Below are 17,462 nucleotides of genomic sequence, written 5' to 3'. Positions count from 1 at the left end.
AAGTAGCATGCAATACTACAATACGCTGATCGAAGCGATCGGTAACACCCCGCTGGTAAAGCTCAATAGCGTAACCAAAGGAATCAAGGGCACAGTGCTGGCCAAAGTGGAGTATTTTAACCCTGGCAACTCTGTGAAAGATCGTATCGCCCTGAAAATGATAGAAGATGCGGAAAAGGACGGTACACTAAAGCCTGGAGGAACCATCATAGAAGGTACATCTGGCAATACCGGAATGGGCCTGGCGCTAGTGGCTCAGGCGAAAGGTTACAAATGTATTTTTACCCTGGCTGATAAGCAGTCTCAGGAAAAGATAGACATCTTACGAGCTGTGGGAGCTGAAGTTATTGTATGCCCTACCAACGTGCCTCCAGAGGATCCACGGTCTTATTATTCTGTAGCGCGTAAGCTCAATGAAGACATTCCAAATTCGATCTACCCAAATCAATACGACAATCCGTCCAATGCCAGGGCGCATTATGAAACAACAGGGCCAGAAATTTGGCGAGATACCGATGGTAAAATCACACACTATGCGGCTGGAATAGGTACCGGGGGTACTATTTGTGGTACTTCCAAATATCTAAAGGAACAGAATAGTCAGGTGACATCCATTGCCATAGATTCCTACGGCTCGGTTTTCAAAAAATACAAGGAGACCGGAGTGTTTGATGAAAACGAAATCTATCCATACCTCACAGAGGGAATTGGTGAGGATATACTTCCTAAGAACGTAGATTTCGATATGGTAGACCATTTTGTAAAGGTGACCGATAAGGACGGTGCTGTGATGGCACGTAGACTGGCGAGAGAAGAAGGTCTTTTTACAGGCTGGTCGTGCGGATCTGCTGTGCATGGAGCGTTGGAGTATGCTCGTGAAAACCTCAAAGAAGATGATGTGATGGTAATCTTGCTGCCGGATCACGGAACTCGATACCTGGGAAAGGTTTACAACGACAACTGGATGAAGGATCATGGCTTCCTCGAGTCCAGACAGTTTGCTACAGCACGTGATATCATTACCAGCCGCAACGGAAGTGCCGGACTAACTACGATAGCCAAATCGGTGACTGTAGGTGAAGCTATACTTACGATGAATAAAAACGGAATAGATCAGGTGCCTGTGGTAGACGGCAATGGTGAGTTTGTGGGCAGCCTAAATGATACAAAAGTGCTGAAAAGTTTGCTGGAAAATCCGGAGATCAAAAAACAGCCTGTAGGAGAGGTGATGGACGCTCCATTTCAGTTTGTGGGTATGGACAACACCGTGGATGTGCTTTCTTCGCTCATCAACAAAGATGCTCATGCCCTGCTGGTGCGTGACGAGCAGGACGAGGTGCACATCATCACTAAAAGTGATTTATTAATGGCTATTAGTAGCTAAGTCAAATCATTTTGTGTTTCATGGTTGATTCCTTACATTTGAATCAACTAAAACAATTCTTTAACTCTTTGCTTGCAAACCCCTTTTCCATACGCGAAAAGGGGTTTTTTCATGTTTGGTGAATTAGCTACTTTGCCGTCACTTCTTTGATAGCGTTGTGCAGCGTATCAGAAGACATGAGGTCTGCTTTACTCAAAAATTTATCAATAGGGATTTGTGCGTCAGTATTCGCGCTGAGGTGTCCAGATATTACGATAATCTTTGGGAATTTGTCGAGCGTTTCGAGCGCTTCGAATCCAGAAAGGTACGGCATCTCTAGATCCAGGAGTAATACATCCGGCTTTGCTTTTACACAAGCCATTACACCCTCTACAGGATTTTCATAGGTACCTACTAGTTCTACATCGTCCATGTCATTGCAAAATACAGCAAGCATCTTCAAGAACAGCGAATCATCGTCGATTGCTAGACATCTGGTCATTGATCTGGTTACATTTGGTTTTACCCTTCGAATATATCCATTTTTATTCTGAACCAGTCGTCTACTCCGAATACTGTCGTAAATCTTTTATTCTGCGAGATTTTTACAGGTTTTTTTATGAATTGGGTAACGATCGCGCTTGAATGTCGTTCCTTTTTGAGTTACATGACTTATTGAAATTATCGTAGATGAGATATTTAGAATTTAAAAATGGAGACCGAGTGGCTTCATTGGGGTTGGGTACCTGGAAATCTGCCCCAGGAGAAGTGTATGATGCAGTGAGAACGGCTATTAAGATTGGCTATCGTCACATCGATTGTGCGGCGGTATATGGCAATGAAGCCGAGATAGGAAAAGCTTTTGCGGATGCCTTTAAGGATGGCGATGTGAAGCGTGAAGAGCTGTGGGTGACTTCCAAGCTGTGGAATACAGCGCACAAAAAAGACGATGTGAGACCGGCGCTGGAGCAAACACTTAAAGATTTGCAGCTGGATTATTTGGACCTGTACCTTATTCATTGGCCCATAGCCATGAAGCCCGGGGCGGGTTTTCCCCAAAGCGCGGATGATTTCCTTACATTGGCTGAAGCTCCGCTAGAAGATACGTGGCAGGAGATGGAGGCGGCTCAGGCTGATGGACTTGTAAGACACATTGGGGTGAGTAACTTCAATATAGCAACCATAGAGCTCATTGCTCAGTCAGCTAAAGTGATGCCTGAGATGAATCAGGTGGAAATGCATCCTTTCTTACCACAGCACAAGCTTGTTAATTACTGTCAGTCTAAGGGCATACACCTCACTGCTTATTCACCGTTGGGGTCATCGGATAGGCCACGCAAGCAGGAGAATGAACCTTCACTGATGGGCCATGAGGTGGTGAAAACCATTGCCGATGCTCAGGGGGTGACGGCCGCTCAGGTGCTACTTGCCTGGCAGGTAAATCGTGGGGTAGCGGTTATTCCCAAGTCGACCAATGAGGGCCGATTGAAGCAAAACCTCGAAGCAGCCAGTATTGAGCTTTCGGAAGACCAAATGAAACATCTCAATGATCTGAATGAAAGCTTTAGGTACATAGATGGGACCATTTGGACGATAGAAGGCTCTCCATATGCACTGGAAGACCTGTGGGAGTTTTAAAAATTTGGTAGATCCAGATTTAATGTTTGAGCAATTCTTTTAAACTCTGTATGAAAAGCTGATCGGAAGGTCAGCTTTTCGTTTGTAGTAGGGTGAGTGATGGTAAGCGCTGCTGCGTGGAGCATCATTTGCTCCAGTTGCCAGCGTTCTTTGAACAGTCTGTTTTGCTTGTTGCAGCCATGCGGGCGGTCACCAATGATGGGGTGCAATATGTGCGCGAAATGCTTACGGATCTGGTGCATACGACCAGTTTCGGGGCGCACACGTACCAGTGAATAACGAGAGGTAGCATGTTTGCCAAAAGGAACATCTACTTCAGTTTGCGCTATCGTCTCATAATGAGTGATGGCATCCTGTAGCTTTCCGTCTTCGCGTTTTAGCGCATAGTCTATGGTAGCATTTGCTTGCGTGTAGCCACGTACTATGGCGTAGTATATTTTTTCGGTGGTCTTCTCTGCAAACTGCTGTTGAAGCAGTTTGTGTGTTGGTTCGTTGAGAGCGAATAGCAGGCAGCCAGAGGTCTTGCGGTCGAGCCGATGGGCTGGGTATACGTGAATGTCCAGCTGATTTCGCAGCTGCTGCACCGCAAATTCGCTCACATCTCTGGCAATGGGCGAACGATGAACCAATAAGCCAGGAGGCTTGTTTATTACTACCAAATCATCGTCTTGATGTACGATCTCTAACATTCCGAATACTACAGTTTTTACAAATCTGAAATATATTTTAGGTTTGAAGGACAAAAAAGAGAACAATTCACTTCACTCTTGTTAGCTTTGAGTTTCAATTCATTGTGAGTCAATCAAATACCATAACAGTTTATCAGCCCCTTTTGCAGGCCATCGCCTACAAGATGCTCGGGTGTATGCACGATGCTGAGGATATGGTGCAGGACGCCTTCCTGAAGTACCTGTCTGTGGATCACCAAAAGATTGAAAACACAAAAGCCTATCTCATACGATCGGTGACCAATAATTGCTTAAACCATCTAAATAGCCTTAAGGAGAAGAAAAAGGACTATTTGGATTCGGTAAAGCTTCCTGAGTTGTTCGAAAAGCTGGATTTTTCTCATTTGGACCTCAAGCATGAACTAGACGCAGCATTGGGTGTTTTGCACAAAAAGCTGGGCCCTTTGGAGCGTGGGTTGTTTTTGTTGAGAGAAGGATTCGATTTTGAGTATGACGAACTGCAGCAGATTTTCAATAAAAAGAAAGATCACTGCCGGCAGATGGTTTGTAGAGCTAAAGAAAAGCTCAACAAAGAGACCGAAAGATTTACTTATTCCTTTGATTCCGAAAAATACTTCGAAGCACTACGAAAAGCCTGTGCAGAAGGTAGTTTCGAGGAATTACTCACGCACATCGTAGGCGACAGTCAGCCAGAAAAATAATTTTTTTTAAATTTTTTTCGGCTTTTTGTCACAAAGCCAATTCCACATTGTCTTGTATTAAAAAGGGGGAGCCCTAATTAGACTAGAATTTCAAAATTTATTTAATACAGTTCAATGGAAGTAATAATCCCATTCTTTATAGCGCACTGGTACTTGTCGCTATTTTTCCAAACTTTCTTTTTGCATAGATATGCAGCACACAAGGCGTTCACCATGAGCCCGTTTATGGAGAAAGTGTTTTTTGTACTTACCTGGATCTTTCAGGGATCAAACTATCTGAGTGCGTATGGATATGGTGTGATGCACCGCATGCACCATGCATTTGCGGACACGCCCAACGACCCACACTCTCCGAAGTATGACGAGAGCATCTTCAAGATGATGTGGAAGACGAAAACGATCTATTCGGACATCACCAGTCAAAAAGTAGAAGTAGACAAAAGGTTTACTGATGGTGTGCCTGCATGGCATTCATTTGATAAGTTTGCTCGCTCATGGGTATCTCGTGTTTTTTGGGGTGCTTCTTATTTCATGGTATACTGGTTCTATGCTGACGCCTGGTGGTTGTGGTTATTGCTGCCTGCGCAGTGGATGCTGTCGCCTATTCACGGAGCCATCATCAACTGGTTTGCACATATCTATGGCTACACCAACTTCAAGGTAGGAGATACTTCTAAAAACTTCCTTCCGTTTGATTTCTTGATGATGGGTGAAAGCTATCATAACAACCACCACAAGCACGGTTCGCGTGCAAACTTCGGTGGTGTGAGATGGCACGAGATTGATCCTACTTATCAGGTGATCAAGCTGCTCAACTTTGTGGGTGTCATCCAGATGGCCAAGCAAAAAGAAGTGAAGATGGATAAGATAGAAAAGAAGAAGGCAGCTTAAGCAGCTAAAACATAATTGTATTAAAAGCCGTTTCGGAAATACTGAAACGGCTTTTTTATGACCTTTTGCCTCTAAGCTTATGAATTGGATACTGGCAGTATTGATTTTGACTTTTGCTCAGCAATCGCGCACGCTTACCTTGCAAGTCACCGGGGTGGAGGCGGCTGGAGGCACTCTTCGTGTGGCTGTGTATGATAGCGAAGAGAATTTTATGAACGAAGAACAAATTGCTCATTTTGCAGAAGAACGGGTAAAGGATTCAGGACCCCAAAAAGTGACGCTGCAGCTACCAGATGGTGTATATGCCCTGGCCATCTACCATGATCTAAACGACGATCAGGAGCTCAATACCAATCTCCTCGGCGTACCCAAAGAGGCATATGGGTTTTCCAATAATGTGATGGGGACTTTTGGCCCGCCATCTTTCCAGGAAGCGAGTTTTTCCGTTTCTGATGATACTATATTGGCGATAGACTTACGCTAAAATGGGTTTTCTATAAACGCCCGCAAGTGCTCTACTTGCTGATCGGACATTTTTTCAAGCGTGTAATGCGGCATGTATTCCTGGTGGCCGTATTCGGCGTAAGTTCCTTTTCGGATGATTTCATATAGCGACTGTTGGGTGTTTGCTGGGATGTGCTTTTTGAGCCAGTTGTAGGTCAGTGAGGTGTTGTCAAAGACTACATCGCTTTCGCCTTCTGGTCTATGGCAATGCTGGCAACCCAGTTGGTAAATGGCTTTTCCGAGCCTTCGATCACCCTTATAGGGATATCCGGCCTCCTTGTCTTGAGGCACCTCCCCAAATGTGGCCGGTGATAATACCAAATAGCTCTCTTTGATGAGGTTAATTTTTTCGCTTGCGCTGAGCTGTTCACTTTCTATAAGTGAGCTCGTTTTTTCACTAAGGTTTAAATCTCCAAGCTTCATTTCCAAGGACCAGAAGTAAGCCAGTATTTGCTTCATTTCCCAGTCATTGACCTCACGTCCCTGAGCGCAGACCGTAGCGCAAAGTTGGACCGATTCCTTCAGGCTATTGCGCGCAGGCTCGACCAGTTGGCCATATTTTTTTTCATAGTCTCCATTGTACCAGGTTTCACGATTTACAATACCCCAAAAGGTAGATGCCTGTAGGTAAGGAATCTGATTGGCAATAGCAAAGTCCAAACGTGCGTCCGGATCTACTAGCGTTAAGTCGGGGTCCTCGCGAACAGTATTGTGGCAGCTGGTGCAGGTATAGTATTTGCTGATGTAGGCAGATTTGGCGCCGCTAGGCAGAACCGTACGCCCTTCCGTGACGAGCTCTCGCCCGGCTTTGATCATTTCGGGGGTTGGTTCCAGGTAATGAGCAGGCTTTTCGGCCCCTAGAGTAAACAGCACTTCGGAAACGGGTGTGTCGTTCGTCCAGCTTGTATGTGGAGCTTTTAGTGAAAGGACTGCAGAGAGGGAGGTGAGCCCAATGAAGAGTGTGAGTACCTTTTTCATCTGATGTTCCTTCCTTTTACCGTAAAGTCTCTAGTGATGTTGAAGCCAAAATGGATGCCTCCGTCTAGCCAGTTATCAGCAGTTTCAGCAATAAAGAATTTTTCGATCATGCCACGGCTATTGCTCAGGTGAAGCTGAAAAACATGGCCTTTGGTATCTATCTGCACCCCAAAAGAAAGGGACTGAAAATACGCTATGCTTGGCCCAGACCCATCGGGAAGTTGATCGGTTGGAGTGGCGTAATATTCAACCGACAAGCTCCAGTTTTTGAGAGGCCGATACTGGCCTGCAACGCCTATTGACAGGATATCATTCTTTTCGTCATCTTGCACCAGATTTCGGTGCAGGTAGGTGGGCATCAGCTGTGCGCTCAATCTAGGGCCAAATTTTCTGGCTAGCAAGAGTTGAGTAGTGTACGACATTTTTTGGCGCCATACCAGATCCACCCCATCAAAACGTTTGAGGGTTTTCCACGCCGCTGTGCCTAGCAGTGATGCCGTGATCGGTATATTTCGGTCTCCGGTGGATTGGGCGAGAAACTTGTATTTGAAGTATCCATCTATTGTTTTTTGATTGGTGCTGCGCCCAATTCCCAGTGTAAGGTTTTGAGTGAGACCATAGTCCAGTCCCATACGCATAGATGCATTGTCTAGTCCCCACATGTTATAAGCACCATCATTGAGGGTGCCAAAGCGGTGTGAAATGATAAAGGTAAGGATGCCTTCCATGTTGGTTTCTACTGAGTGACCATTGACGATGCGCGTGTCGTCAAAGGTTTGGTAGGCATACTGTGTTTGTGCGAGGCTTGTCAACGACCAGCAAAAGAGTAGCGAGTATAAGAGGTGTTTCATGTGTGTGAAGTTGTGTGTAGCTACATGCTTTATTAAAGGTAATCAAATATATTCCTGACGCGAAATCAGCTAAGCTGCTCACATAGGATATACGACCGATTGCATTGGAATAGATGCGCTGGCATAAATTGGGCAGAAATAATCATCGTTTATTCGTAAGACCTAAAACCAACTAATGCTACTCTTATGATCTGGAATTACCTAAAAGTCACCTACCGTACTTTTCTCCGACAAAAAGTGTATTCACTTATCAATGTCACAGGCCTGGCTATTGGTTTAGCGTGCTTTGTACTTATCTACCTCTACATCAGTGATGAGCTGAGCTATGACAAGTTTCATGAGAAATCACATCGCACTTACAGACTGATTGAGCACTTTGAAAGTGAGGGAGTAGGAGAGCATTCGGCTTCTCAGCCTTTTCCGGTAGGTCCCACACTCAAAAATGATTTTAGCAGACAGATAGAGACGTACGTTCGGCTTTTCAACTTTCAGTCTCCATCTCTCGCGCTGGCCAACCGGAAGCTGGATAAGTCATTTAATGAATCGCGAATCTTTTTTGCAGATTCCACTTTTTTCGAGGTATTTGATTTTGAGCTGATCAAAGGCAGTAAGGCTACTGCGTTGGACGAGCCCAATTCGATACTGCTGACTGAGTCTATGGTAGAGAAATACTTCGATGGGGAAGACCCTATGGGACAGCTGCTGGAGTTTCAGGGAAACCAAAACCTGAAAGTCACAGGAGTGCTGGCTGATGCCCCGCTCAATGCCCATTTTCAGTTTGATTTTATAGGATCTTTTTCGAGTCTGAAGTCTTCTTTCGGGGGTGGGTATCCGCGTACCTGGTATTGGAATCCATGCTGGACCTATGTGGTGTTGGATGAAAACACGCAGCCTGATCATTTGGAGGAGCAGTTTCCTGCTTTTGTAAAAAAATACTTTCCCGGATTTATCGTGGATGATGTCACACTGGAGCTTCAGCCTTTGGAAGACATTCATTTGCATTCCAGGCTAGATTATGAGATCCTGGCCAATGGCAATGAGGCTAATTTGAAAATATTTGGTCTGGTGGCCATTTTTGTGTTGCTTATTGCCTCCATCAATTTCATCAATCTGAGTACGGCACGCGCCAGTAAACGCGCCAAAGAAGTAGGGGTGCGTAAATCTCTAGGTAGCGGAAAAAAGCAGCTCATTCGTCAGTTTGTATTTGAATCCGTATTGCTGACAGCTCTGGCTGTGGTTTTTGCCATACTCATCGTTGGGCTGGTACTGCCGTCATTTAATCAGCTTACCGAAAAAGCCATCGATGTGGCGGTTTTGGCACAGGTACACGTCATTCTGGGATTGGTGGTGCTTACGTTGGTGGTAGGTGTGCTCTCAGGCTTTTATCCGGCGTTTGTGCTTTCCTCTTTCAATACGGTGCTGGTATTAAAAAATGCCTATCAGCGAATGGATGGCTTTAGTTTCCGACGGGTATTGGTGACAGTTCAGTTTGCAATATCTATCATGCTGATTATCGGAACGATTATAGCGATGAAACAGCTTCAATTTTTGCAAAATGATGAGCTTGGATTTAGTAAAGATCATGTAGTGATGCTGCCCGTCATACGTTCACCAATGGCCAAACATTACGAGCAGTTTAAAAACCGAGCCTTACAGAGCCCGAGGGTTCATTCAGTGACAGCTGTGGAAGAAATAGTAGGTGCCAAACATCAGGTGGCCAATTTTCAGTTTGAAGGTGTGGACCAATCAAAGCCCTATCCGCGGTTTGTGGTGCGTCATGATTTTACCGAAACGATGGGGATCGAAATGGCTGCTGGTCGTGATTTTAGCTATGAAGTTCAGACAGATGATTCGCTAGCTCTGGTAGTGAATGAAACGCTTGTACGTAGCATGAACTGGGGTAGCCCGGAAGAAGCCATCAACAGACGATTTATGTACCGTGGCCAGCTTAGGGGTAAGGTAGTGGGCGTAGTGAAAGATTACAATTTTGTGAGTAAGCATCACCCCATTGCGCCGTTGGTAATTACGCTAAACTCTCACCCGGGTGCTTTTAATTTATTTGTGAAGTATGTGGCGGTGAAAATAGATGGAGCCGATATGCGATCGAGCATAGAGGACATTCGCGAAGCCTGGTATGCTGTAATGCCTGAGCGTCCGTTTGACTACTTTTTTCTGGATGACCGACTCAATGACTCCTATAAAGCAGAGCAAAAACTAAGTGTAGTAACCATGATCTTTTCTGGGCTTGCAATTATTGTAGCCTGTCTTGGGTTGTTTGGTTTGGCTACCTATTCAGTAGAGCAGCGCAAAAAAGAGATTGGTGTGCGTAAGGTTTTGGGCATTAGTACCTCACAAATATTGATGTTGCTTTCAAAGGAATTTGTGTTGCTCATCTGTTTGGCCTTCGTGGTAGCTGTACCTTCTGCATATGTTTTGCTTCGTGGTTGGCTGGATGGCTTTGCCTTCCGTACAGATATAGATGCATGGCCTTTTGTGGCAGCTGGCGTGCTTACCATGCTCGTGGCAGTCTTTACGATCAGTTTTCATGCATTTCGTGCCTCCAGAATCAACCCTGCTGAGACCTTAAAGTATGAGTAGATGCCGTCTTTTTGTGGAAAAGGAGCTGATGTCCTCTTTTAAATAAAACGTATTGAAAAACCCATCATGCTCAGGGTAGTGAGTGTTTCGGTGTATGAAGAAATGCGTTATTCAATGGTAATGCGTTTTGTTTCGCTGGTTTTTTGGGTCCTTCTTGTTGATTGTTTTGGGTAGGTTTTGAGAAAGAAATTCCTAACAAAAGGCCAATTCTTGTGGTCAGAAATTCAAAAAGAGCTATTTTGGATAATCAACCTTAAAACCTGATTTAGAATGATTACTACGATGCGCAAATTAGTGTACTTTGGAGGAGTGTTCATTGCCTTCCTGGGTATCTTTATGCTGTTAACCAAAAACGAATTAGGATACATTCCCGAAGCTCTCGAGATATCATTGCTCAGCCTTATTTTTGTGATAGGCGTCATGCTGGTGGTAATTATTTCCAAAAGAGGGTTAGGTGGGTGAATGCATAGAATATGTCTGAGGTAGTAAAAATCCTGTATGTCGATGATGAAAAAGGTAACATCGATTATTTCAGGTCTGTATTTAGAAGGGAGTATGAGATTATCACTGCCAATAGCGGTGAAGAAGGTCTGGAAATACTTTTAAATGATCAGGATATTCCTGTTATCCTAACCGATCAGCGCATGCCACGCATGACGGGGGTGGAGTTTTTGAGGAAGTCCATAGATATATCAAGAGACAGCATTCGTATTCTGGTGACGGGCTATGCGGATATGGAAACCGTAATCAATGCCGTAAACCTTGGTCATATCTATTATTACATATCCAAGCCATGGACCTATGATGAGATGAAAATCATCATAAAAAGAGCAATTGAGACTTACAGACTCAGGCTGATTAATAAGGAGTTGCATCTGCAGTCTGAGCGGATGGAAAAAGACCGGGTAGTGGCGCAATTGGAAAACCTAAGAAATCAGGTAAATCCCCACTTTCTTTTTAACTGCCTCAATACGCTCCATGCTTTGGTGCATGACAATGACCTGGCCAGAGACTTTGTCAAAAACCTTGCGAGTACTTACCGCTACTTGTTGGAGCACAATGAAAACCTGGTTCCGCTGCGCTCAGAAATCAATTTTGTTCATAATTACATCTATTTGCAGAAAGTACGTTTCAAAAATGCATTCAAGTTTGAAATGTCAGTAGAGGACGAGCACATGGACTGCATGCTACCCAATGCATCATTGCAGCTATTGGTGGAAAATACACTCAAGCACAATATCGCTACCAAGGAAAAACCGCTTACGGTAAACGTGTTTGTGGAAGATGATTGGCTGATAGTGCGCAACAACTACCAGCCCAAAGATGCACGACATGAATCTACTGGCGTGGGGCAGGAAAATCTTAAAAAACGGCTCAGCTATCTGACAAAAAAAGAACCTGAGTTTTATTTAAATGGGGATTTTTACATAGCTAAAGTTCCATTATTCGAAGATAAATCTTAACTTGATTCAAAGCGTTTCTATATGTTGAGTGTAGTTATAATAGAAGATGAGCCTCTAGCAGCAGAGGATCTGGAGAAGACCTTGTCATCCGTGGATACCGAAGCACAGGTAGTGGCCAAGCTGGACAGTGTAGAGTCTGCGACTAACTGGCTAGAAAACAATGAGGTAGACTTGATTTTGTCAGATATTGAGTTAGGAGATGGCTTGAGTTTTGATATCTTTCGTCAGGTTAATAGCAAGACTCCCATTATCATTACCACTGCTTATGATCAGTATGCTATTCGTGCATTCAAAGAAAATAGCGTAGACTACCTTCTCAAACCAATCGACAAGTCAGAACTGGCAGCAGCCATTGCCAAGTACAAAGACTGGAAACAAAGTGAGCAGGAGTTTGATATGAGCAACTTGCTGGATGTACTGCGTCCCAATGCTGGTCAAAAGTATCAGGAGCGGTTTTTGGTGACTTTGGGAGAAAAAATCCACTCTATACCAGAGCCTGATGTAGCTTATTTTTTTAGTGAAGATCGATATACCTTTTTAGTCACCAAACAGGGTACTCAGCATATCATCAATACTAATCTGGGCGATCTGGAAACTAATCTGAACCCTAAGAAATTTTACAGGATCAATAGAAAATTCATCATCAGCTATGCGAGTATCCAAAACATGGTTTCCTACTCAAAAAGCAGGGTGAAGATCGATCTGGTACCTCCACCACCCAAGGCCATGGAGGTGATCGTCAGTGTGGAACGTTCTGGGCCATTTAAGCGCTGGCTAAACGACTAGTTGCTGCGGTTTGTCAGGTTACAGAGTAAAGAGCAATCCATAGTTTTTTGCCATTTTAGGAAACCTCTGGGTGTTTTGGTAGTTAGAACATCTAAGCGAACCTACAATCTGAATGTCTCATACAGAAACCTTGACCTCCGTAGAGGAGCTGTCCCTTGCCCAAAGATTTCAGGATGTCAGAGCGCAGACAATGCGTTTGGTAGCACCCCTCGAAACGGAAGATCTGGTGGTACAACCAGCGGAATTTGTAAGTCCTGCGAAATGGCACTTAGCGCACACTACCTGGTTTTTTGAAGTTTTTGTCTTGCAAGCTTCATCTCCATCTTACCAACTCTTTCATCCAGACTTTCCATTTCTATTTAATAGCTACTATGTGTCTGCTGGCGACCGGTGGACACGAGCTGAGCGTGGCTTTCTCACACGACCTACAGTAGCTGAAATTTTGAAATATCGGACTTATGTGGAAGAGCATCTTCTAGATTTTCTTAGCAGAGAAGATCTCTCGCCGGAGCAGCAACACGTGATGGAAGTAGGTCTGCAGCACGAGCAGCAACATCAGGAGCTGTTGCTCTATGATATCAAATATATTCTGGGGTATAATCCCCTCTTACCGGTTTATGATTCCACATTAAATGTACGGCATAGCGCCACAGGTCTTTCCGATTGGGTTGCTATCGAAAAAGGAAACTATCTCGTTGGTTTTGAGGGAGAGGGTTTTGCATTTGATAACGAATTTGGCCGCCATGAAGTGCATCTTGAAGCCTTTGAGATTGCTGATCAGCTGCTGACAAACGGTGAATACCTGGAGTTTATGGAAGCCGGAGGTTACGAGGACCACCGGCTGTGGCTATCAGAAGGTTGGGACTGGGTGTCGGAGCAGTCGCGTAAGGTTCCCCTCTATTGGTATCAGGAAGATGGGAGGTGGATGCAGTACACCCTTGCTGGTGCCAGAGCATTGGATTTGAATGCGCCAGTTGCACATTTGTCATACTTTGAAGCGGATGCTTTCGCGCGCTGGAAAGGATGCCGTTTGCCTACTGAGTTTGAGTGGGAAGTGGCGCAGGCGCATCGCCAGGGGGCTGATGTTGGAGGATTTGTAGAAGACCAGCTTAGCGAACCTTGTAGTGTGGCCGGAGGGTATCTCGGTAATCTGTGGGAATGGACCTCTAGTGCTTATCTGCCGTACCCATTTTATAAAGCTCCAAAGGGGGCTTTGGGAGAATACAATGGCAAATTTATGATCAACCAAAAAGTGCTGAGAGGAGGATCTTACGCTACCCCTCGGTCTCATATACGGCCTACCTACAGAAACTTTTTTCACCCACAGCTGCAATGGATGTTTAGTGGTGTTCGGCTTGCAAAACATAAGTAATAGTCTATGTCTTTGACCTTAAAAGAAACCCAAACTATGCTGGATCCACTGGCTCGCGATGTGAAAATCGGCCTTACTTCACAGCCCAAGCGGCTCTACTCTAAGTATTTTTACGACGCACGAGGTGATGGCTTGTTTCAGCAAATTATGGCACTCGAGGAATACTATCTCACCAGAGCAGAGTTGGAGGTGTTTCAAACACAGAAAGAGCGACTTTTACAAATCATTGGAGGTGAAGAGACTTTTCAGTTGGTGGAGCTTGGCGCTGGAGACGGTCAGAAGACTAAAGTGCTGCTCGAGTACTTCCAGCAGCAAAATGTGGACTTTTCTTACTGCCCGGTAGATATATCCGAAAATGTTTTGCAGCAGCTAGAAAAGCGAATGCGGGCAGAAATTCCTGATCTTACCATCAAACCTTTGGCGGGCGACTATTTTGATGTACTGGCGGACCTTAAGTTTAAAAATCATAGTAAAACTGTGGCCTTTTTTCTTGGCTCAAATATTGGGAATTTCTTAGCTGACAAAGTGCAGCAGTTTTTGGTAAGTATTCATGACAACCTCCGATCTGGGGATTACCTGATGATCGGTTTTGACCTAAAAAAAGACCCGAAGACCATACTAAAAGCTTACAATGACTCCAAGGGAGTGACCAAAGCGTTTAATCTGAATCTGCTCAAAAGGATTAATAACGAGCTCGGAGCTAATTTTGACTTAGATAAATTTCAGCACAATCCTGTCTATGACCCACAGACAGGTGAGTGCAGAAGCTATCTCGTGAGCACCGAGGAGCAGGAGGTGACCATAGCAGCGATTGAAAAGACCGTACACTTCGATGCATGGGAGCCCATCTTTATGGAAGTTTCTAAAAAATATGCACCTAAAGAGATCGAAGAACTAGCTCAGGCTACCGGTTTTAAAGTAGTAGAAAACCTGTATGATAGCCAAAAACGCTTCGCAGACTCCGTTTGGCAGGTAGTTTGATATTTTCCGGACGACTTTCTTTTGATTTAGAAATAAGCAGCTAAATTTGCGTCCGCTACGCGCACGTGGCGGAATTGGTAGACGCGCTAGGTTGAGGGCCTAGTGACCGTTTTAGGTCGTGGAGGTTCGACTCCTCTCGTGCGCACATTTAAAATAAAAATCAAAAAGTCCGGTCTCAAAACAGAGCCGGACTTTTTTTGTTAAATTCAATAGATATGAACGTAGACGTTAAACTGTTAAAGGCAATTTGTGAAGCTCCTGGAGCCCCAGGTTTCGAAAACCCGGTACGGGAGCTCATCATCCAGAAGATTAAAGATCACGTAGACTCTTATACCATAGACAACATGGGCAATGTAATCGCCCTCAAAAAAGGCGTGCGCAACCCAGATGAAAAGAAAGTGATGGTGGCCGCTCATATGGATGAGATCGGATTTCTCGTTTCACATATAGATGACAATGGGTTTATCCGCTTTCAAACCCTGGGAGGGTTTGATCCCAAGACACTGACCGCCCAGCGGGTAATCATCCATGGCAAAGAGGACGTGATCGGCGTGATGGGGAGCAAGCCTATTCATGTGATGAAGCCAGAGGAGCGCAACAAGCCTCCGAAAATTGATGAATATTTCATCGACTGTGGGATGAGTAAAGAGGAGCTGGAAAAAGTTATTGAGATTGGCGATCCGATCACCCGTCAGCGTGAGCTTATAGAGATGGGGCAGTGTGTCAACTGTAAGTCTATAGACAATCGGGTGTCTGTGTACATTCTCATTGAGGCACTCAAACAGCTTAAAGACCCAGCGTATGACGTGTATGGCGTGTTTACCGTGCAAGAAGAAGTAGGAATCCGTGGAGCCAATGTAGCGTCTCACTCGCTCAATCCTGACTATGGGATCGCCCTGGATACCACAATAGCATATGATCTACCCGGTGCTCAATCGCATGAGCGTGTGACAGAGCTTGGGGGTGGAACTGCAGTGAAAATCATGGATGCCATGACCATCTGCGACAGCCGCATGGTAAAGTTTTTGAAAGCCACGGCCAACAAACACGAGATCAAGTGGCAGCCAGAAATATTAGCTGCTGGAGGTACTGATACCTCAGGCGTGCAGCGTATGGGCAAAAACGGATCCATTGCTGGTGCTATATCTATACCTACGCGTCATCTGCATCAGGTCATAGAGATGGCCCACAAAGAAGATATTGTAGCATCTACTCAGCTGCTGGTCTACGCACTCGAAGAGCTAGATACGGCTAGCTGGGAATATTAAACCCTAAAACCTATGAACAAGCGTTTTCTGATTGGAGTGATTGCAATGCTGGTGGTTACACTGGCATGGACTCAGCCTACTATCCGGCTGGCTGGAGTAGTCGTGGATCAGGAAACGCTTGATCCTATTTTCGGTACCACCATTTTTAATAAATCTCGAGTAGGAGGAGCCGTTACTGACAGTGCGGGGTTTTTTCTCACAGAAGTGATGCCGGGTGACACTCTGGAGTTTAGAGATGTGCGCTATGTCACTTCCACACTGGTAGTGCCCGAGATATTGCAGGCTACCGACTATGGTATCATACAGATGATGGCGCCAAATACGGTGATGTTGGAGGAGGTGAGTATATTTTCATTTCCCACCGAAAGAGAGTTTAGAGAAGCATTTTTGGCCTCCAGGCCGCCCAAAAACCTACAACAACGAGCCGAAGAAGCAAAGCAAGACCTGATGAAGACCATTAAAGAGTCTTACGAAGACGACAAGTATTTCTATGAAATGTGGTCAGACAGGCGGTTGTATGAGCTGACCGGACAGATACAGCCCAATCACTGGTTAGACCCCTTTCGTTGGTCAGAATTTGTAGAGCGCCAGTTTGCAAAACCTGAAAAAGATGACTGATTTGAGTCATAGGGGCATTGCAGCTTTTTGATTGAGTGAATCCAGTAAAGAGCGAAAGGCTTCAGTATCATATTTAGCCATTCCCTGTTGCTTTACAGCAATTTTGCCGTCAGGAGAGATCAGAAAGGTAGTAGGGATGGATCGGGTGCTATAAATGTCTGGTAAGTTGGATTTTAAAAAGTATATGGGCACTTCATAGCCTTTGCGTTCTACGAAATTAATTGCTTTTTGACGGTCCTTATCTACTGATAAAAGCACAAAATTCACTTCTTTTCCTTTTTTCTGAAATAAGCTTTCAATATCAGGCATTTCAGCTACACATGGCGGGCACCAGGTAGCCCATAAATTCAAAAAGACAGTTTTACCTTTGTATTCTTCAAAATGGATGGTGCGACCGGCGGCATTGACCAGCTGAAAGTCGTAAGCGGCCGGCTGGTGTTCTTCCTCCAGATCAGGCTGCATGATGCCAGTGGTTAGCACCAGTCGTTGTATTTGCCCGATCACTTCAGTGTGCAAACCACTGAGGTAAAGTCCGCCTGCTACTACTACCAGTACCGTCCACTCGATGAGCTCTCTTTTATAGGTTTTCTTTGCCATTTTCTTTCATTAAAATTATTGGTAGAATACTAACGTAATCCTTTCTGATAAAATCAGAGAAATGATAATTTTGGCGCCCGATTGAAATGAGCACGACGATTGCCCCATTTTAGATTGGTCACCAGACAGCAAATACCAAGCATCCTTGCTGTCTGCATATGCAA

18 protein-coding genes and 1 tRNA gene are annotated in these 17,462 nt (G+C 44.8%); 14 read left to right on the top strand and 5 right to left on the bottom strand.

Annotated features, from left to right (window positions below; translation table 11 throughout):
* The first annotated feature begins 7 nt into the window (after positions 1-7).
* Positions 8-1,384, top strand: coding sequence for a cystathionine beta-synthase (locus C7460_RS00530; RefSeq protein WP_115866106.1), 1,377 nt, complete (start codon positions 8-10; stop codon positions 1,382-1,384).
* A 127-nt stretch (positions 1,385-1,511) separates the two neighbouring features.
* Here the strand turns inward: C7460_RS00530 and C7460_RS00525 are convergent, their stop codons facing one another.
* Positions 1,512-1,865: a LytR/AlgR family response regulator transcription factor gene (locus tag C7460_RS00525; RefSeq protein ID WP_115866105.1), complete on the bottom strand. Its 354-nt coding sequence runs from the start codon at positions 1,863-1,865 to the stop codon at positions 1,512-1,514.
* A 188-nt stretch (positions 1,866-2,053) separates the two neighbouring features.
* On the opposite strand from C7460_RS00525, the gene C7460_RS00520 reads away from it, so the two are divergent.
* Positions 2,054-3,001 carry an aldo/keto reductase gene (locus C7460_RS00520; RefSeq protein WP_115866104.1) on the top strand — a complete coding sequence of 316 codons (948 nt, stop codon included), beginning with the start codon at positions 2,054-2,056 and terminating at the stop codon, positions 2,999-3,001.
* Here C7460_RS00520 and C7460_RS00515 read toward each other — a convergent pair.
* Positions 2,998-3,690, bottom strand: a complete 693-nt coding sequence (locus tag C7460_RS00515) for a pseudouridine synthase (protein ID WP_115866103.1) — start codon at positions 3,688-3,690, stop codon at positions 2,998-3,000. The two genes, C7460_RS00520 and C7460_RS00515, sit on opposite strands and share 4 nt — an antisense overlap.
* Positions 3,691-3,794: 104 nt before the next feature.
* On the opposite strand from C7460_RS00515, the gene C7460_RS00510 reads away from it, so the two are divergent.
* From C7460_RS00510 to C7460_RS00500, 3 genes are all read left to right on the top strand, one after another.
* Positions 3,795-4,391 (top strand): sigma-70 family RNA polymerase sigma factor, encoded by a 597-nt coding sequence (locus C7460_RS00510; protein WP_115866102.1) that lies wholly within the window; start codon positions 3,795-3,797, stop codon positions 4,389-4,391.
* A 114-nt stretch (positions 4,392-4,505) separates the two neighbouring features.
* Positions 4,506-5,282 (top strand): acyl-CoA desaturase, encoded by a 777-nt coding sequence (locus C7460_RS00505; RefSeq protein WP_115866101.1) that lies wholly within the window; start codon positions 4,506-4,508, stop codon positions 5,280-5,282.
* Between the two features lie 79 nt (positions 5,283-5,361).
* On the top strand, positions 5,362-5,766 hold the full coding sequence (locus tag C7460_RS00500; protein WP_115866100.1) for a DUF2141 domain-containing protein: 405 nt from the start codon (positions 5,362-5,364) through the stop codon (positions 5,764-5,766).
* Here C7460_RS00500 and C7460_RS00495 read toward each other — a convergent pair.
* Complete coding sequence (locus C7460_RS00495) at positions 5,763-6,764, bottom strand: c-type cytochrome (RefSeq protein ID WP_115866099.1); 1,002 nt, start codon at positions 6,762-6,764, stop codon at positions 5,763-5,765. The two genes, C7460_RS00500 and C7460_RS00495, sit on opposite strands and share 4 nt — an antisense overlap.
* Positions 6,761-7,615, bottom strand: a complete 855-nt coding sequence (locus C7460_RS00490; RefSeq protein WP_147302808.1) for a DUF5777 family beta-barrel protein — start codon at positions 7,613-7,615, stop codon at positions 6,761-6,763. The genes C7460_RS00495 and C7460_RS00490 overlap by 4 nt, the downstream gene beginning before the upstream one ends.
* Positions 7,616-7,801: 186 nt before the next feature.
* Between C7460_RS00490 and C7460_RS00485 the strand changes: the two genes are divergently transcribed.
* The 9 genes from C7460_RS00485 to C7460_RS00445 all read left to right on the top strand — a co-directional run bounded on the left by C7460_RS00485 (position 7,802) and on the right by C7460_RS00445 (position 16,701).
* Positions 7,802-10,213, top strand: a complete 2,412-nt coding sequence (locus C7460_RS00485; protein WP_115866097.1) for an ABC transporter permease — start codon at positions 7,802-7,804, stop codon at positions 10,211-10,213.
* A gap of 282 nt (positions 10,214-10,495) precedes the next feature.
* Positions 10,496-10,675, top strand: a complete 180-nt coding sequence (locus C7460_RS00480) for a hypothetical protein (RefSeq protein WP_221409413.1) — start codon at positions 10,496-10,498, stop codon at positions 10,673-10,675.
* An 11-nt stretch (positions 10,676-10,686) separates the two neighbouring features.
* The gene (locus tag C7460_RS00475; protein WP_115866095.1) at positions 10,687-11,676 is read left to right on the top strand and encodes a histidine kinase; all 990 of its coding nucleotides are present in this window, start codon (positions 10,687-10,689) and stop codon (positions 11,674-11,676) included.
* Positions 11,677-11,697: 21 nt separating this feature from the next.
* Positions 11,698-12,462, top strand: coding sequence for a LytR/AlgR family response regulator transcription factor (locus tag C7460_RS00470; protein WP_245986102.1), 765 nt, complete (start codon positions 11,698-11,700; stop codon positions 12,460-12,462).
* A 112-nt stretch (positions 12,463-12,574) separates the two neighbouring features.
* Positions 12,575-13,834: an ergothioneine biosynthesis protein EgtB gene (gene egtB, locus C7460_RS00465; RefSeq protein ID WP_115866094.1), complete on the top strand. Its 1,260-nt coding sequence runs from the start codon at positions 12,575-12,577 to the stop codon at positions 13,832-13,834.
* Positions 13,835-13,840: 6 nt separating this feature from the next.
* Positions 13,841-14,815, top strand: a complete 975-nt coding sequence (gene egtD / locus C7460_RS00460; RefSeq protein WP_245986099.1) for an L-histidine N(alpha)-methyltransferase — start codon at positions 13,841-13,843, stop codon at positions 14,813-14,815.
* Positions 14,816-14,874: 59 nt separating this feature from the next.
* A tRNA-Leu gene (locus tag C7460_RS00455) sits at positions 14,875-14,960 on the top strand.
* Between the two features lie 70 nt (positions 14,961-15,030).
* Complete coding sequence (locus C7460_RS00450) at positions 15,031-16,083, top strand: M42 family metallopeptidase (RefSeq protein WP_115866093.1); 1,053 nt, start codon at positions 15,031-15,033, stop codon at positions 16,081-16,083.
* Between the two features lie 12 nt (positions 16,084-16,095).
* Positions 16,096-16,701, top strand: coding sequence for a peptidase associated/transthyretin-like domain-containing protein (locus C7460_RS00445; protein WP_115866092.1), 606 nt, complete (start codon positions 16,096-16,098; stop codon positions 16,699-16,701).
* Between the two features lie 6 nt (positions 16,702-16,707).
* Here C7460_RS00445 and C7460_RS00440 read toward each other — a convergent pair whose 3' ends face one another.
* Positions 16,708-17,298, bottom strand: coding sequence for a TlpA family protein disulfide reductase (locus C7460_RS00440; RefSeq protein WP_115866091.1), 591 nt, complete (start codon positions 17,296-17,298; stop codon positions 16,708-16,710).
* Positions 17,299-17,462: the final 164 nt, after the last annotated feature.

It is taken from the genome of Marinoscillum furvescens DSM 4134 (assembly GCF_003386095.1).
GTDB classification, from domain to species: Bacteria; Bacteroidota; Bacteroidia; order Cytophagales; family Cyclobacteriaceae; genus Marinoscillum; species Marinoscillum furvescens.
The sequence above is the reverse complement of the archived record's forward strand: the minus strand, read 5'-3'. Positions and strand labels throughout refer to the sequence as shown.

What these genes read in the sequence shown, in the direction of transcription:
- C7460_RS00485 (WP_115866097.1), top strand. Translation starts at nt 7,802, where the DNA reads ATGATCTGGAATTACCTAAAAGTCACCTACCGTACTTTTCTCCGACAA.
- egtD (WP_245986099.1), top strand. Translation starts at nt 13,841, where the DNA reads ATGTCTTTGACCTTAAAAGAAACCCAAACTATGCTGGATCCACTGGCT.
- C7460_RS00495 (WP_115866099.1), bottom strand. Translation starts at nt 6,764, where the DNA reads ATGAAAAAGGTACTCACACTCTTCATTGGGCTCACCTCCCTCTCTGCA.
- egtB (WP_115866094.1), top strand. Translation starts at nt 12,575, where the DNA reads ATGTCTCATACAGAAACCTTGACCTCCGTAGAGGAGCTGTCCCTTGCC.
- C7460_RS00475 (WP_115866095.1), top strand. Translation starts at nt 10,687, where the DNA reads ATGTCTGAGGTAGTAAAAATCCTGTATGTCGATGATGAAAAAGGTAAC.
- C7460_RS00525 (WP_115866105.1), bottom strand. Translation starts at nt 1,865, where the DNA reads ATGACCAGATGTCTAGCAATCGACGATGATTCGCTGTTCTTGAAGATG.
- C7460_RS00530 (WP_115866106.1), top strand. Translation starts at nt 8, where the DNA reads ATGCAATACTACAATACGCTGATCGAAGCGATCGGTAACACCCCGCTG.
- C7460_RS00440 (WP_115866091.1), bottom strand. Translation starts at nt 17,298, where the DNA reads ATGGCAAAGAAAACCTATAAAAGAGAGCTCATCGAGTGGACGGTACTG.
- C7460_RS00480 (WP_221409413.1), top strand. Translation starts at nt 10,496, where the DNA reads ATGCGCAAATTAGTGTACTTTGGAGGAGTGTTCATTGCCTTCCTGGGT.
- C7460_RS00445 (WP_115866092.1), top strand. Translation starts at nt 16,096, where the DNA reads ATGAACAAGCGTTTTCTGATTGGAGTGATTGCAATGCTGGTGGTTACA.
- C7460_RS00490 (WP_147302808.1), bottom strand. Translation starts at nt 7,615, where the DNA reads ATGAAACACCTCTTATACTCGCTACTCTTTTGCTGGTCGTTGACAAGC.
- C7460_RS00500 (WP_115866100.1), top strand. Translation starts at nt 5,362, where the DNA reads ATGAATTGGATACTGGCAGTATTGATTTTGACTTTTGCTCAGCAATCG.
- C7460_RS00470 (WP_245986102.1), top strand. Translation starts at nt 11,698, where the DNA reads ATGTTGAGTGTAGTTATAATAGAAGATGAGCCTCTAGCAGCAGAGGAT.
- C7460_RS00450 (WP_115866093.1), top strand. Translation starts at nt 15,031, where the DNA reads ATGAACGTAGACGTTAAACTGTTAAAGGCAATTTGTGAAGCTCCTGGA.
- C7460_RS00520 (WP_115866104.1), top strand. Translation starts at nt 2,054, where the DNA reads ATGAGATATTTAGAATTTAAAAATGGAGACCGAGTGGCTTCATTGGGG.
- C7460_RS00505 (WP_115866101.1), top strand. Translation starts at nt 4,506, where the DNA reads ATGGAAGTAATAATCCCATTCTTTATAGCGCACTGGTACTTGTCGCTA.
- C7460_RS00515 (WP_115866103.1), bottom strand. Translation starts at nt 3,690, where the DNA reads ATGTTAGAGATCGTACATCAAGACGATGATTTGGTAGTAATAAACAAG.